The organism is uncultured Thiodictyon sp. (genome assembly GCA_903837595.1).
Classification (GTDB): domain Bacteria; phylum Pseudomonadota; class Gammaproteobacteria; order Chromatiales; family Chromatiaceae; genus Thiodictyon.
The window spans coordinates 1-15604 of sequence record CAILVI010000489.1 but is presented as its reverse complement, the minus strand read 5'-3'; the positions used below and the strand labels follow the sequence as shown (position 1 = coordinate 15604).

The 15604-nt window shown below is 64.1% G+C and carries 11 protein-coding genes; 10 read left to right on the top strand and 1 reads right to left on the bottom strand.

Features of this window, described 5'->3' with window-relative positions; genetic code table 11:
* Window positions 1-716 precede the first annotated feature (716 nt).
* The 4 genes from QZY44_RS29440 to QZY44_RS29425 all read left to right on the top strand — a co-directional run bounded on the left by QZY44_RS29440 (window position 717) and on the right by QZY44_RS29425 (window position 3394).
* Window positions 717-1187, top strand: coding sequence for a hypothetical protein (locus QZY44_RS29440; RefSeq protein WP_295456204.1), 471 nt, complete (start codon window positions 717-719; stop codon window positions 1185-1187).
* On the top strand, window positions 1184-2200 hold the full coding sequence (locus tag QZY44_RS29435) for a M35 family metallo-endopeptidase (protein ID WP_295456203.1): 1017 nt from the start codon (window positions 1184-1186) through the stop codon (window positions 2198-2200). The genes QZY44_RS29440 and QZY44_RS29435 overlap by 4 nt, the downstream gene beginning before the upstream one ends.
* A gap of 32 nt (window positions 2201-2232) precedes the next feature.
* A complete protein-coding gene (locus QZY44_RS29430) occupies window positions 2233-2736 on the top strand; it encodes a hypothetical protein (protein ID WP_295456202.1) in 504 nt (167 codons plus the stop codon).
* Window positions 2737-2896: 160 nt separating this feature from the next.
* Window positions 2897-3394, top strand: coding sequence for a hypothetical protein (locus QZY44_RS29425; RefSeq protein ID WP_295456201.1), 498 nt, complete (start codon window positions 2897-2899; stop codon window positions 3392-3394).
* Window positions 3395-3478: 84 nt separating this feature from the next.
* Here QZY44_RS29425 and QZY44_RS29420 read toward each other — a convergent pair whose 3' ends face one another.
* Complete coding sequence (locus tag QZY44_RS29420; RefSeq protein ID WP_295456200.1) at window positions 3479-5002, bottom strand: alpha/beta fold hydrolase; 1524 nt, start codon at window positions 5000-5002, stop codon at window positions 3479-3481.
* A 343-nt stretch (window positions 5003-5345) separates the two neighbouring features.
* Between QZY44_RS29420 and QZY44_RS29415 the strand changes: the two genes are divergently transcribed.
* From QZY44_RS29415 to QZY44_RS29390, 6 genes are all read left to right on the top strand, one after another.
* A complete protein-coding gene (locus tag QZY44_RS29415) occupies window positions 5346-5957 on the top strand; it encodes a DUF3611 family protein (protein WP_295456199.1) in 612 nt (203 codons plus the stop codon).
* A gap of 125 nt (window positions 5958-6082) precedes the next feature.
* A complete protein-coding gene (locus QZY44_RS29410; RefSeq protein WP_295456198.1) occupies window positions 6083-6460 on the top strand; it encodes a PLDc N-terminal domain-containing protein in 378 nt (125 codons plus the stop codon).
* 73 nt (window positions 6461-6533) lie between these two features.
* A complete protein-coding gene (locus QZY44_RS29405) occupies window positions 6534-10433 on the top strand; it encodes an HAD-IC family P-type ATPase (protein ID WP_295456197.1) in 3900 nt (1299 codons plus the stop codon).
* Window positions 10434-10491: 58 nt separating this feature from the next.
* Window positions 10492-11766, top strand: a complete 1275-nt coding sequence (locus QZY44_RS29400) for an efflux RND transporter periplasmic adaptor subunit (RefSeq protein WP_295456196.1) — start codon at window positions 10492-10494, stop codon at window positions 11764-11766.
* Window positions 11763-14870: an efflux RND transporter permease subunit gene (locus QZY44_RS29395; protein WP_295456195.1), complete on the top strand. Its 3108-nt coding sequence runs from the start codon at window positions 11763-11765 to the stop codon at window positions 14868-14870. Before QZY44_RS29400 ends, QZY44_RS29395 begins: the two co-directional genes overlap by 4 nt.
* A gap of 337 nt (window positions 14871-15207) precedes the next feature.
* Window positions 15208-15604: transposase (locus QZY44_RS29390; protein ID WP_295456194.1), on the top strand; the 397-nt coding region annotated here is incomplete at its 3' end.

Genomic DNA, 15604 nt, shown 5'->3' with positions numbered 1-15604 from the left:
GGCGTTCGCCACCGTCCGCTCCTACCTCTCGACCTTACACAAGCAATCCTTCGATACCTACCAAGCCTTGGTCATGACGTTCCAGGGCAACCCGCCGATGCCTCAGCTGGGGTAGCTTGGCCGGGGTACCTGAACAGTTACGTCCTGAGCAATGCCCCCGGGTGCTCGGCTATAGTCCCGCTGCCTCGGCGGACGCGCGCAGCACTTGTATTGTCCCGTGACCAATTCGCCCTACAGTCCCTAGCCTTGATCATCGTTCCCGCCAACACTGGGCCGTCATTCCGGCCGGGAAGCCGGAAGTTAAATCCGGGATGGCAACCTCTCAGCCGGCACGCATTCGCGGAACACAGCGAAGCCGCCGTCGGGATGATCATCTCCATCCAGTCACAAAATCTGGAAAAGTCAGAGGAAACCTTCTGCGTACGTTACCTCCAGGGTCTAGGGATCGACACACAAGGCCCCGGAGTCTGGTCAGAAGATCGCCAATTTGGGCAGATGGTCCTGGCAGCCACGCCCAGACCCCGGTAGTCGCCCGGCAACCCCTGGCAGTGCCTTCTGCTGCAAGCGGGAGCGGAGACGGATCGGTGACGCGCTTTGCCACAATCCGGTTCCGGCCGCGATGCAAAAAATCTCTTGCATCGACGAAAGTCAAGTAATAAACTCCGGCCCACATGCTGCTTGTGTAAACCTTTTCGCGGACAGAATCGGGGTGCATCATGTCGAGTTCAACGATTATCCCTCGCATCGATTCGGGCAAATTGGCCCTGATCCAGCATATCAAAGCAATGTTGTCGGCCTATGCCGATACACTGGACTCGCGCCTCGATGATTTGGCCGAGCTGAACAATGCGACTGCCTGGTTCAAGTATAGCCTGGACCTCCAAACCGCGCTGAAGGCCGCCGCCGAGGCGGCGGTCGCCTCGAAGAATGCCGTGCGCGACGGCTCCCCGACCGGGAAGGCCCTGATTCCCGGGCTGCCCAACCTCCTGACGTCACCCCTTGGCGAGCCCTTTCTCGACGTGTTCGGTTACCTGGCCAAGCTGGTCACCCGCGACACAGAGGCTTTGGGTAAGGCACTGAACATCACCCGGCACAAAGCGTCGCGGTGGAACTGTCCACCATATCGCTCGACTCAGAACAGATGCCTGTTTCCCGGCTATTTTATGATTATGGAGGAGTTGCCATGATAGAAACATTTACCGATGCTTATCGCAAAACCAAAGACATCATCAAGGAACAAACATTCGAAGCAGAATGGGATAAGTTCCTGAAAAATGAGGTCAAGGATTTATTGGGCGACGATGGTCCCAATTGCGCAAAGGCATCTAGTCTGAACAAGCTGCACACGGATATCCAACATCCTGAGGGCGTTAAACAGACCAGCCGAACAGTAGAAGCGGATGCAATCCTTGACGCCGCCAGGCAAGGTGAGGCCGTTAAGTTACAGGATCGAGCCGCGGCCCTCAAGACCCTCCGGCACCTCTACTTTCAAAGCAGTCGGGGCGCGCAAAGTATTTGGGTATGTTCGCTGCCAAAAGATTATGCCCAATGGCCGTATGACGAGCTAAGGGGGATGAGTGCAGTACATCTCAAGACCAGACTCGCACAAACCGATGAGATATTCACATCGGGAAACATGAAAAAGATGTCGGTAGGAGCTCAGGATGCGCTGAAATGGTGTCAAAAAGTCTTGATCAGCCTTGCTTCAGCGAAGGGAAAGGACAAGAAGAGCCGCGACATGGTGAGTCGATGGTTCGCTGACGAAAATGTCGACGAAATTGCGCTTGACAGCTTGATCGAAAAGCTGACTGCTGGATTCAAGAAAATTCAAGACGTTTGCAATTCAAATCAGCTGATCTTTTCCGACGACATCGTAGACCGCAGCACCCAGCCGAATCTTTGGAAGACCACCTATGCACTGGTGCGTGACGAAAAACTGAATGTCATCTATATAGAAAAGGTCTTGCTCGGGCGCTCGGGCACCAAGCTCGAATGGGCTATCACCATCGTGCACGAACTGTCCCATAGAGAAGTCAAGACCAAGGACCATTTTTATAGCGAATCGGGTCTGAAACCGAACGCAGTGTCTTTTCCGTCGGACAAAGCGATCGAAAACGCCGATAACTGGGGGTTTTATGCCGCGAATGTCAATGGCGAACTTACCAAAGGAAAAATCACGACAGTTCTCAAAGAACCTTGATCGCTGGGTATTTAACTCGCAAGTGATCGTCGTTGCCAGACAATTTCTCGAAACAGAACAACAATGTGCTGAAATTAAAGCGTTTTTTCTTCATTTTTATTACCACATCCATTGGTTCCTTTGCCGCTTATTCGGAGACGAACAATCAGCAACGGTTGACCAAGGAACCCGAATTCAATCAAACAGAGACAAGAACCATGAGTATCATCGGTAGCAGACGGCGGCGTTTACCCCCGGAACTAGACCCCATCGTCGTCGACGGTGTCGTTTACAAGGAATTACGTCAAGGCAATAAATTGGGTTATGAGCAAAAAGGCGGCTTCCTCGTCGCTACGGATAAGAAAACGGGCAATATCTTATGGCATGTTAGGGTCTATGAGGTTCATTTCGACGCCGCCAAGGAGTCTGATGTGCAAGAAGTATTCTTTACCCAGATGAAGCTATTGCCAGGCGGTACAGAAATCTTGGTTGAAAACGAACTTGAAAAGCGGTTTGTAGTTAATCTGGAAAGCCACTCAGTCAGAGAAAAGCGGTAATAGGGTAAATTGGGGGAAGGCCACGGTTCCCCCGTTACTAATCCGCTCGCTGGTAAAGTCGTTACTAAATTGATGGGAAGGTGCTGTTTTGCTCCTTTTTCTTTATTAGTCCGACACGGTTGCAGGCGCATCAACAACGAACACCTAAGGAGTTCTGTCCATGAAGTTGCAGCGTTCGATTCACTGTATGTTTGGGTTGACCCTTGCCTTCGCCTTGATTGCCCCGGCAACGGCCAGCAGTCGGCCACCCGCTGGGAGTAAACCGCTGTCCGAGCTTCTGCAAGGGATCGAGCAGCGCGCGGGCGAGGTGATATTCAGCGCCGAATTCGGCAGCGGATCCTGGGAGATTCTGGCCTGCGAGGCAGGTCGTGGGCATTGCCGTCAGATCGACGTGGATCCGCAGACAGGCGCGGAGCTGCGTTCGAGCCCGGAAGACACCTCAGACACCCCGCCTCCGTCCAACGGGAAGACCGCTTCACAAATTGCGCGCTCGATCGAGGATCGCAAGCTCGGCGTCATCACGGAGCTGGAATACGACGACCCGCAATGGGAAGCGCAGGTCCGCCCCGACCGTGGCCGCGCGAAGCTCTACGTCGATCCAATCAGCGCAGATGTGCGGCGTTGCATCGGTCGCGCATGCCCGCCGCGCGGCAAGTAGGATAATCCAACGGTGCTTCGCGCCGTCGCCGACAGGATGTCGGCGCTCCCAGGTGCGTCCGGGGTTCGATGGCCGCAACGATGATCAAGGCCTTTTTGCAGGTGCTTCGGTCAAACCCCGATGGAGAATCCGCCGCAATTCCGCAATGGCCAATGGATGGGCAATACCGCCGTGTCCGGCCGGGACCACGACTTCCGATTCCGCCGTGTCGATATGCGCGCTGCTGTAGGGGACTACACCGTCCGAGCTGGTCGCCAGGGGGCCGCGCCCACGGTCGCCGATGATCGAATGGGCCGGGACGCTCGGCCGGGTGCCGTCCAGCAGACGCAGGAACTGTGATTGGGGGGACAGGCCATGGATGCTGGTCGGCAGGCTCCCGTCGATGCTGTCCGGGACCAGATGGGCATAATGGGCCAACTCGCCGACCAGCGTTTCGGGCAGGCGGATCAGACGGATGCCCCAGGCGCCGATGCTGTTGGTGGCGAAGGTGCTGCCGCGATGCGGCGTGAACATGAAGATGACCCGGCTGACATCCGCTCTCGGGGTGAAGACCAGCGCGCGGCGGACTGGGTTGGTGTCGGGTAATGACGTGATCGGCGGGCTGATGGCCGCCGCCGCATCCAGATCGATGTGGGAGACCTGCACGCGGGCGAGGATGCCGCCCATGCTGTGCCCGACCAGGATGATCGGCCGGTGCACGCCATGCGCGCGCGTGGTGTCGTCCAGGGCCTCGCGCAATTGGAGTGCGGACAGCGGGACTGGCTGGCTGGTGGGGTAATAGAAGAACCAGAACTGGTAATGGGTGCGGATCGCCTCGTCGGCCAGCAGTGCCTTGACTAGCGGTTCCCACATCCGCGGTGTAGACATCAGGCCATGCACCAGGACTACCGCCGTCTTGTCGGGGTCGAAGGGTGCCAGAAAGGCGATCCGCGGCTGGCCGCGGAAGCGTTCAGGCCGCAGCAGATTGGTCAGGCCCGCGCTGTGACGCGGACCGGTCGCGCGGGTGGCGTCCAGCGGCGCCTCCAGGTCCATCGCGACCGCGACCTTGCCGTAGCGGGTGGGTACGGAGCGGATACGGTCGGGATCGACCAGCGCGGCGTCGCAGCATCCCGCAGCGGAATGATTCGGCAGGGCCACGAGGGTGAGCGGGACGTGATAACCCGCGAGCGGGGCATTGGCGCCACCGGGGACGATGCGGCCCACCACCGGCAGGCCCAGGCCGGCGCGGTGCAGGCCAGGCTCGGTCACGCCGGGGCGCATGACCGGCGCTATGTCGGTAAAGGTGGCGGGTGCATAGATCCCCGGCTGATCGTGGCCGAGCGCGACCAACGCCCGGGCCGGCACGGGAGCCTGCACGGGATCAGGCCGGGCCGCGTCCGCCAGCAGTGCGGGCAGGTGGCTCGCCACGAGGTTGCGATACTCCGCGTCCGCTTGGGCGCGTTGCTGGTCGCTGCTGCGGGGCGCGGCGAGGACCCGCAGTGCCGCGTCGAGCCGGGCGGCGAGGGCCTGCGTTTCAAGCCGATCCGCGGGCGGCGGAAAGGATTGGCAGCCGGCAAGCAGGAGGCACAGGAAGAGTCTCGCGGCCGTTCCCCGCACGGGGTCGGTCAACCTGGAAACAGCAGCGATCCAGCGAAGGCGCGAAGAATGCGAGTGTTTTTTCACCATGCTAATCATTGCGTGTGAAATCGTACAGTGCCACTGGACGGAAGCCGCGGCGGGCGACGGGACAGCGGTGCGGCGACGCGCAGATCGCCATCGCCTTCAAGCATACCCGTGAGCTGGCTCGATCGCCAGGCGGGTGGGAGATCCGCTTCGCGGTACTGGCAGTTCGCTTGTTTTTTTTGCTCTTGACACTATGACTATACCGCTCCGTAAATCCGGATCGGGGCCTCCCAGCTCCGCTTCGATCACTCCCCCAGACGGACCGCACCACGCGGCCCAGGTGTCAGTCATGAGTATGTTGAAGCAAATCGTTGAGGGTCTTCATGGCGCGAAGATCGAGGGTCTGGCCAAAACCTTTACCCGCTTGGGTCGGATCGGTTTTTGGCTCCAGGTGGTGCTCGGCGCCATCCCCCTGGCCATTATGTTCTATGTCTTTGTGTTCTCAGGGAGCATCTCAGGCCCACGCAGCGCCCTGCCGAGCGTCGGGCTGCTGAGCTTGGCCAATATGCTGGTGCTCCTGTTTACCATCGTCTGGTTTCATCGCTACACCGGTCTCGGCCGACGGATTGCCGATGCCCAGTCGCGCCCGACCGAGTCGGCGGTGCTCGCGACCGTTTGGACGGGCCTGATCGCGAGCAGCCTGGGCATCCTGTTCTCCATGGTGGTGATGCTGCTGGAAGTGGGGCAGCTCCTCTTTTATTTCCTCTCCGCACCCCAGGCGGGTATCGCGACCATTCAGACCACGGGCGGCGCGTCCGCCAGCTGGGTCTCCGCGGTCGATCTGGTGAGCCTGTTGGCCCTGCTGCAGATGCTCGCCGCCGAGGTGATCGCCCTGGTGTTGGGTCTCTGGTTGATGTTCCGGACCACCCAGGCCGCGGGCGAATTCCCCAAGGCCGCTTAGCCCTGACCCGGCGCACTTGGCCTGCCCTGATCCATATCGGCGGCGGCCGGGCCAGCGTTGACACGTACCGGCGGCGCCCCTGGCCGCCGGTTCGCTCATCCACCTGATCCATGAGGCCCGTTTCAATGACAAACTTCTGGGACATTCTCTATCTGATGGCTTCGAGCTTCTTGTTCGTTGCCTATTTGATTATTCTCTTTCATGTCGTTTTAGACCTGTTTCGCGACCCCGATCTGGCCGGCGGCTACAAGGTCCTGTGGCTGATCGGGCTGGTTTTCCTGCCGTTCCTGACGGCACTCGGCTACGTCCTCGCCCGCGGCCGCGGGATGGCGCAGCGGCAACAGGCGGCGCTGCAGCGGGCCAGATCCGATACCGAGGCGTACATCCGCGAGGTCGCGGCAAAGTCCCCTGCCGAGCAAATCGGCGATGCCAAGGCGCTGCTTGATGCCGGCACGATCAGCCAGGGGGAATTCGACCGGCTCAAGCAGAAGGCGCTCGCCTAGTCGCCGAGCCGCAGCCTGGTCGCCGGCCGACCCGGCACAAACCTTCATCGCCAGTGCAGGAGTCATCGTCACCATGAATGCCCTATCCGCCTTCTCGGCGCCCGCTCGCGGTCTGATCGTCGCCGGGGCCGTCGCGCTGGTCGTGACCTTGATGAAGACCGCGGCGCCACTGCTGGCGCCCATCCTGCTCGCCATCTTCATCGCCATCGTCGCCACCCCGGCGCTGGCCTGGATGCGCCGCAAGGGCGTGCCGAAATGGGGCGCTCTGGTCATGATCGCGTTCGTGCTGCTCGATGTCGGCAGCCTGATCGCGCTGATGACCACCGGTGCGCTCGAGGGCTTCAAGGACAGCCTGCCGGGCTATCAGGAACGCTTCACGGCGCTGGTCCAGCACTTCGGCGGCATGATGGCGGGGACCGGCGTCGACCACCCGGGCGCGGCGGCGACGGACCTGCTGGCCCCGGCCAAGCTCATGGCCCTGGTGCCGCAGTTGTTGTCCAGCGCCGGCGGCGTCTTCGCGACCGGGCTCCTGGTGCTGCTCACCGTCATCTTCATCCTGCTCGAGGTGCCGACGATGGCGCCCAAGCTGAAGGCGGCCTTTCACATCACGCCGGTTGGCGAGGCGCGCCTGTCCCGGATGCTGGAGAACATCAATCGCTACATGCAGATCAAGGCCCTGACCAGCCTCGCCACCGCCGTCTGTATCTGGCTCCTGCTGTGGTCCTTCGGGATCGACTTCGCCGTCCTGTGGGCCGTGCTGGCCTTCTTTCTGAACTTCCTGCCGGTGGTCGGCAATATCCTGATGATGATCCCGGCTGTCCTGCTGGCACTGGTGCAGGTCGACGTGACCACGGCATTGCTGGTCGCGGCCGGTTACCTGGTGATCAACACGGCGATCGGCAATGTCATCGAGCCGCGGATCATGGGTAAGGGGCTCGGCATCTCGACGCTGGCGGTCTTCATTGCCCTGTTGTTCTGGGGCTGGCTGTTCGGTACCGTCGGCATGTTCCTGGCCGTGCCGCTGACCACGGCCCTGATCATCGCGCTCGACGCGAGCGCCCACACCCGCCCGCTCGCCATCCTGATGGGGCCGGCGATCACGGCGGCGCCGGCGTTGGATGCCGACCGGCCGGACGCTGCGCCAAGTCGTTTGTATCGCGTCGACGCCCGGGGTGACGGTGAGTCCGCGCGTGCAGCCGCGCCCCCCCGCGCTTTCGACCTGGGTGACCCCTACGCCCTGCAAGCCGACGCGGTCCTGCACGCCCTGCACAGCACGGCGGACGGCCTGACTGGCGCCGAGGCGGCCAGGCGTCTCGCTGCCGTCGGTCCGAATCGGCTCCCGAGCCCACCGAAGGACGGGCCGATCAAGCGCTTCCTGAAGCATTTCAACGATATCCTGATCTATATCCTGATCGCCGCCGCGGTGGCGACAGCGCTCAAGGGTTACTGGATCGACACCTGGGTGATCCTCGCGGTGGTGGTCATCAACGCGGTCATCGGGTTCATCCAGGAGGGGCGGGCCGAGGACGCGCTGGAGGGCATCCGCAAGATGCTCTCGCTGCACGCCCACAGCCGCCGCGGCGGGCACTGGGTGGAGGTCGAGTCGGCGCAGTTGGTGCCCGGCGACATCGTGCGGCTGCGCGCCGGCGACCGGGTGCCGGCGGACCTGCGCCTGCTCGAGGCGGTGAATCTGCGCATCGAGGAATCCGCCCTGACCGGCGAGTCGGTGCCGAGCACCAAGGGCAGTGAGCCGGTGGACGATGCCGCCGGCATCGGCGATCGGCGCGGGATGGCCTACTCGGGCACGCTGGTGGCAGCAGGGCAGGGCACCGGGGTGGTGACCGCCACCGGACCCCACACAGAATTGGGCCGGATCAACCGGATGATCGCGGAGGTTGAGACCCTGGACACCCCACTGACGCGGCAGATGACCGCCTTCGGCCGGGTGCTCTCGGTGATCATCCTGGGGATGGCCGTGGCGATGGTCCTGATCGGCTGGTTCCTGCACAGCTTCGGGGTCGAGGAGCTGATGATGGCGACGATCGGCTTCGCCGTGGCCGCCATCCCGGAGGGCCTGCCCGCCATCATGACCATTACGCTCGCTCTCGGCGTCCAGGAGATGGTGCGGCGCAACGCCATCACCCGCAAACTCCCGGCGGTCGAGACCCTGGGTTCCGTCACCGTGGTGTGCTCGGACAAGACCGGCACCCTCACCCGTAACGAGATGACGGCCCGCCATGTGGTCACCCGGGTGGACCAGTACGACGCGGCCGGGATCGGTTATGCCCCGCAGGGTCACCTGTCACTGCACGGGCAACCAATCGTGGTGGCTGACCACCCGGACCTGCAGGCATTGATCGAGGTGATGGCGGTCTGCAACGACGCCGAGATCGCCGAGGAGGACGGCCACTGGCGGGTCATCGGCGAGCCCACCGAGGGGGCGCTGCGGACCCTGGCCCGCAAGGCCGACTTCGCCGTTGCGGACTACGCGCGCTTGGCCGTGGTGCCCTTCGACTCCGATCTGAAGTTCATGGCTACGCTGAACCAGCTGCCCGGGGGCGGCCGGCGCATCCTGATGAAGGGCGCGCCTGACCGCTTGCTCGACCGTTGTGACGGCCAGCGTAGCGCTGACGGCGCCGTGGAGCCGCTCGATCGCGCCTTCTGGGAGGCCCACATCGACCGGCTCAGCGCCCAGGGGCTGCGGGTGCTCGCCGCCGCGAGCCGCGACATGGACCCGGGCAAGGACGCCCTGGGCGTCGCCGATCTGGCGCAGGGGATGGTGTTGCTGGGCCTGGTCGGCATCATCGATCCGCCGCGACCGGAGGCGATCGCGGCCATCGCCGCCTGCCGCCAGGCGGGTATCACGGTGAAGATGATCACCGGCGACCATGCCGGCACCGCCAGTGCCATCGGCCGCGAGATGGGCATCACCACGGATGACCGTGCCGTCACCGGGGCCGAACTGGAGGCGGCCAGCGACGAGGAACTGCAAACCATCGTCGCCCAGTACGCCATCTTTGCCCGCACCAGCCCGGAGCATAAGCTGCGGCTGGTCCAGGCCCTGCAGGCCAATGGCGAGGTCGTGGCGATGACCGGCGATGGGGTCAACGACGCCCCGGCGCTGAAGCGCGCCGACGTCGGCGTTGCCATGGGCATCAAGGGGACCGAGGCGACCAAGGAGGCGGCCGAGATCGTGCTGGCAGACGACAATTTTGCGTCGATCGAACGCGCGATCGAGGAGGGCAGAACAATCTATGACAATCTGCAGAAGTCGATCCTGTTCCTGCTGCCGACCAACGGCGCCCAGGCCCTGGTCATCCTGGCCGCGGTCCTGTTCGGCTTCACCCTGCCGCTGGCGCCGGTGCAGATCCTCTGGGTCAACATGGTGACCGCGGTGACCCTGTCCCTGGCGCTGGCCTTCGAGCCCGCCGAACCCGGGGTCATGTACCGACCTCCGCGGCAGCCGGGCGCGCCCATCCTGGGCTGGTATTTCATCTGGCGCATTGCCCTGGTCTCGGTGCTAATCGGCGCGGCCACCATCGCCGTCTTTCTCTTTGAGGAGGGTCGCGGCTATTCGGTGGCCGCGGCGCAGACGATGGCCGTCAATACCCTTGCATTCGGGCAGTTGTTCTTCCTGTTCAACAGCCGGTTCCTGCACGCCTCGAGCCTGCCGGTCCGTTTGTGGTTCACCAACCGCGTGGTCTGGATGGCCGTCGGCGTACTGGTCTTGCTGCAACTCCTGTTCGTCTATGCACCGTTCCTGAATCGCTGGTTCCACACGGCGCCCCTGGCCGCGCGCGATTGGCTGTTGCCGGTCGGCATCGGCGTCGTGATTTTCCTGGTGGTCGAGTTCGAGAAGGCCGTGGTGCGTTGGGTGGCGCCCCCGAGCGGGCGGCGGTCCGGGCCGCACGAGACTGCGGCGAACGGCCTAAGCGGACCGAACAACGGGAAGGAGCCACTGCCGAATCACTGATAAAATAGTCACTTTTGGCGATGCATCGGCGCGGACATCAAGCGCTGGAGGTTTCCTCTTGGAAAAGTCAGTCCTGCCCAAGCGCACCGCCGCGGTACGCGCGACATCAAGGGTCCGGGTGTCCCTCCCCGGCGTCCTCGCCCTGGCGGTCCTGCTCGGCGCCTGTCGGCCGGCCGAGGCGCCCAAGGCCGAGCCGGCGCCGATCCGTCCCGTGCGGGTCGTCACCGTCGAGGAACTCCCGGGGGGCGAGACGGTCACCCTCACCGGCACTGTGCAGTCCCAGGACGAGGTCAATCTGGCCTTCCGGGTCGGCGGCCAACTGCTGGCGCGCTCGGTGAAGGTGGGCGATCGGGTGCGCGCCGGTCAGGTGGTCGCGCGCCTCGACGCGGCCGACGCGCGCAACGCGCTCAATGCCGCCCGGGCGAGCCTCGCGGGCGCCATGGCGCGTTTGACGGAGGCGCGCAATACTGTGGCCCGGTATGAGCCGCTGCTGCCCCGTGGCTTCGTCTCCCGCGTCCAGTTCGATCGGGCCGTCGAGGCCCGCCAAGCCGCGCAGGCGCAGGTGGACGCGGTCGAGGCGCAGGTCGCCACGGCCGAGAACAGCCTGTCCTACACCAATCTGGTTGCGGATGGTGCGGGGACCGTCATCGCGAGCGGGGCCGAGCCGGGTGAGGTGGTCGCCGCCGGGCGGATGGTGGTCCAACTCGCGCGCCAAGGCGGACGCGACGCGGCCTTCGACGTGCCGGCCAGGATCAAGGACCGGGCCTCCGCGGACGCCCCCGTCGAGGTGGTTTTGAGCTCCGACGCCAAGGTCCGCGCCACCGGCCTGGTGCGCGAGGTCTCGCCCCAGGCGGACCCGGTCACCCGCACCTTCCGGGTCCGGGTGGGCCTGAACAACCCGCCGGAGGCCATGCGGTTGGGCTCCACCGTCACCGGCTCGGTCCATCTGGGCGGTACCTCGGGCATCCAGGTCCCGGCCTCGGCGCTCACCGCCTCCCAGGGCCAGCCGGCGGTGTGGGTCCTGAACGAGTCGACCAACACCGTGGCGCTGCGCAACATCGACGTGGCGCGCTATGAACTGGACCGGGTGCTGGTCGCCCACGGACTCGATGCCGGGGAACTGGTGGTGACCGCCGGGGTCCAGACGCTGCGCCCCGGGCAGCAGGTGCGACTGCTGGGGCAAGGGGGCGCGACCAACCCAGTGCCCAAGGGTGAGGTCCAACCGGCGCAGATCCCAACTGAGATCAAGGCCGAGGTGAAGGTCCCAGCGCCAGCGCCAGCGCCAGCGCCAACACCGGCGCCGCTTCCGGTGACGCCGGGGACCAAGCCATGAAGGGCTTCAACCTCTCCGGCTGGGCCATCAGTAACCGCTCACTGATCGCCTTCATGATGATCGTGGCGGTCGCCGCGGGTGTGGGAACCTTCTTCAAGCTCGGTCGCGCGGAGGACCCGGCCTTTACCTTCAGGACCATGGTTGTGCGGGCGTCCTGGCCGGGGGCGACCCTCCAGGACACGCTCGACCAGGTCACTGAGCGCCTCGAGCGCACCCTGCAAGAGGTCCCCAACCTCGACAACCTGCGCAGCTTCACCAATGCCGGGACCACGACCATCTTCGTGGATCTCAAGGGCAGCACGGCGCCTGCGCAGGTCCCGGACACCTGGTATCAGGTGCGCAAGAAGGTCGCCGACATCCGTCACACCCTACCCGCCGGGATCATCGGCCCCGGCTTCAACGACGAGTTCGGCGACACCTTCGGCATCATCTACGGCTTTACCGCGGACGGCTTCAGCCACCGCGAACTGCGCGACTATGTCGAGGACGTGCGTTCCCAACTGCTGCGCGTGAAGGATGTGGCCAAGGTCGACCTGCTCGGCGCCCAGGACGAGCGGATCTTCGTCGAATTCGACATGGCCAAGCTCGCGGGCCTGGGCTTCGACCCCGCCGCACTCACTGCTGCATTGCAGGCCCAGAATGTGGTTCGCCCCACGGGTGTCATCCAGACCGGGGATGAGGCCATGTCGCTGCGGGTCTCCGGGGCCTTCCGCTCCGAGGCGGACCTGCTCGCGGTGAACTTCGCCATCGGTGAGCGCATGCTGCGCCTGGGTGACATCGCGACGGTCCGCCGGGGCTACGCCGACCCGCCCCAGCCGATGTTCCGCGTCAACGGCCAGCCGGCCCTGGGGCTCGCCATCGCCATGCGCGAGGGGGGCGATATCCTCACCCTCGGTGAGAACGTGCAAAAGGCCATGACGGGCATCGTTGCCAATCTACCGATCGGGATCGAGGTGACCCGGGTCGCCGACCAGCCGGTGACGGTCGACGAGGCCATCAATGACTTCACCACCTCATTGTGGCAGGCGATCGGCATCATCCTGGCCGTGAGCTTCGTGAGCCTGGGCGTGCGCGCCGGGACCGTGGTGGCCCTGTCGATCCCGCTGACCCTGGCCCTGGTCTTTGCCATCATGGGCCTGGTGCATATCGACCTGCACCGGATCTCATTGGGTGCCCTGATCATCGCGTTGGGCCTGCTGGTGGACGACGCCATGACGACGGTCGATGCCATGACCCGCCGTCTGGCCCTGGGGGAGGACAAGTTCACGGCCGCCGCCTATGCCTATCGGACCCTGGCCTTTGCCATGCTCGCCGGCGCCCTGGTGACCATCGCCGGTTTCGTCCCCATCGGCTTCGCCCAGAGCACGGCCGGCGAGTACACCTTCTCTATCTTCGCGGTGGTTGCCATTGCGCTCCTCGTCTCCTGGCTGGTGGCGGTGGTCTTCGCGCCGGTCCTGGGGGTCGTGCTGCTCGTGGCACCCAAGGGCGGCAGCACCGAGCCCAAAGCACCGGGGCCGGTCATGCGTGCCTATCGCGCCTTGCTGCGCGGCGCCATGCGGGTGCGCTGGCTGACCATCCTGGTCACGATCGCGCTCTTCGGCGTCTCCGTCTATGGGTTGCGACTGGTCCCGCAGCAGTTCTTTCCGAGTTCGGATCGGCCCGACCTGCTGGTCAATGTCACCTTACCGCAGAACGCCTCGATCCACGCTACCCAGAGCGCGGCCGAACGCCTCGATGCCATCCTCGGGAAAGACCCGGACGTGGACCATTGGAGCACCTATGTGGGCCAGGGGGCCGTGCGCTTCTATCTCCCGCTGGATGTGCAACTGCCCAATCCCTTCTTTGCCCAGGTCGTCATCGTCGCCAAGGACGTCCCCGCGCGTGATCGTTTGGCGACCAAGCTGGAGACGGTGTTGCAGGAGGAATTCCCGAGCGCGGTCGGGCGGGTCGCACCCCTGGAATTGGGACCGCCGGTCGGCTGGCCCATCCAATATCGGGTGATCGGTCCGGACCCGGTGCAACTGCGCGAGATCGCGCTCAAGATGGCCCAAGTCGTCGCGGCCACGCCGTCGACCCGTCATGTCAATTTCAATTGGATGGAGCCGGCGCGGCAGGTCTCGGTGCGGATCGACCAGGACCAGGCGCGGCTCCTGGGGCTGAGTTCGCAGGCCATCGCCGCGGTGCTCAATACGAATATCTCCGGCACCACCGTCACTCAAGTGCGCGACGACATCTTCTTGATCGACGTGGTGACGCGCGAACAGGAGGGACAGCGGCTATCGGTATCCAGTCTCCAGACCCTGCCGGTCGCCCTGGCGAACGGGCGCACCATCCCGCTCAACCAGATCGCCACCTTTGAATATGGCCAGGACTATCCGCTCATCTGGCGGCGCAATCGGGTGCCGACCCTGACCGTCCAGGCCGACGTCGACCCCGGGATACTGCCGGACTCGGTGGTCGACGTACTCACACCCAGGATCGCCGAGCTCGCTGCCGGGCTGCCCGCGGGCTATACGATCGAGCCGGGCGGCACGGTGGAGGAGAGCGCCAAGTCACGCAACTCGGTGATGGCGGTGGTCCCGCTGATGCTGCTGATCATGCTCAGCGTGCTCATGTTCCAACTGCGCAGCTTCCCGCTACTGATCATGGTCTTGAGCGTAGTGCCCTTAGGCGTCATCGGCGTGGTCGCCGCGCTCTTGGTGGCGGACAAGCCGCTCGGGTTTGTTGCCATCCTGGGTGTGCTGGCCTTGATCGGCATGATCGCCAAGAACTCGGTGATCCTGATCACGCAGATCGAACAGGAGCGGGGTGCGGGTCAGTCGATCTGGGACGCCGTGGTCGAGGCCAGCAGCTCCCGTTTTCGCCCCATCATGCTCACCGCCATGTCCACCGTGCTTGGCCTCATCCCGATTGCCCCGACGGTATTCTGGGGTCCCATGGCCTTCGCCATCATGGGCGGGCTGCTGGTGGGCTCGCTCCTCACCCTGGTCTTCGTGCCGACGCTGTATGTGACTTGGGAGTCGCTCAAGGGAAGCGATTTGCGGGCGGCAGCTGCCGGGAAGGCGAGCGGCGGGTCGGAACCGTCAATGGCCGCATCGAGCTAGCGGCGACGAATCACGACAGGTCGAGGCTTACCGTGAAAGTCGCGCCGGGAGCGCGCTCCACTTCTCCCTCCCCTATTGGGGGGAGGGCCGGGGAGGGGAACGGCCAAGGCGCCCGCCACTTTCATCTTGCGGGGTGGTGCGGGCGCCCTGGCCGTTACCGTGAAAGTCGCGCCGGGAGCGCGCTCCGATGCCCCTCCCCTATTGTGGGAGGGGCGGGGAGGGGAACGGGCAAGGCTCTTCCTGCGTTTCAGGCGGCTGCTAAGGTTTTGTAATATCGTGAAAAGAGGCTTATGATCGCCAGCCGCCAGGAAGGTTTGCAGGTCTCGGAGTTAGGCTGATGATCCCCCTCACAACGCTGCTGGACGACGTCAAGTGTTACGAAGTCCTGCGTCGCTTGCACTGGCCCGGAGGGGTGAGGTGTCCGCACTGCCAGTCGTTGCAGGTGAGCAAACAAGGGCGAGACTCTACCCAGCCAGCGCGCCGGAAGTATCGTTGCGGGGGCTGTGGGCGCCACTTTGACGACTTGACTGGGACGATCTTCGCCGTTCGGCATCGGTCGTTGATGGCCTGGATGGGCGGTCTGTACCTGATGGGCTTGAACCTCTCCAACCTTCAGATTGCCCACCAGTTGGGTCTGAACGAGGATGACGTGCAGCGGATGACCGAGCAACTGCGCGCGGGGATCGTCGCCAGCCAGCCGATGCCGATGTTGTCGGGCGAGGTCGAGTGTGACG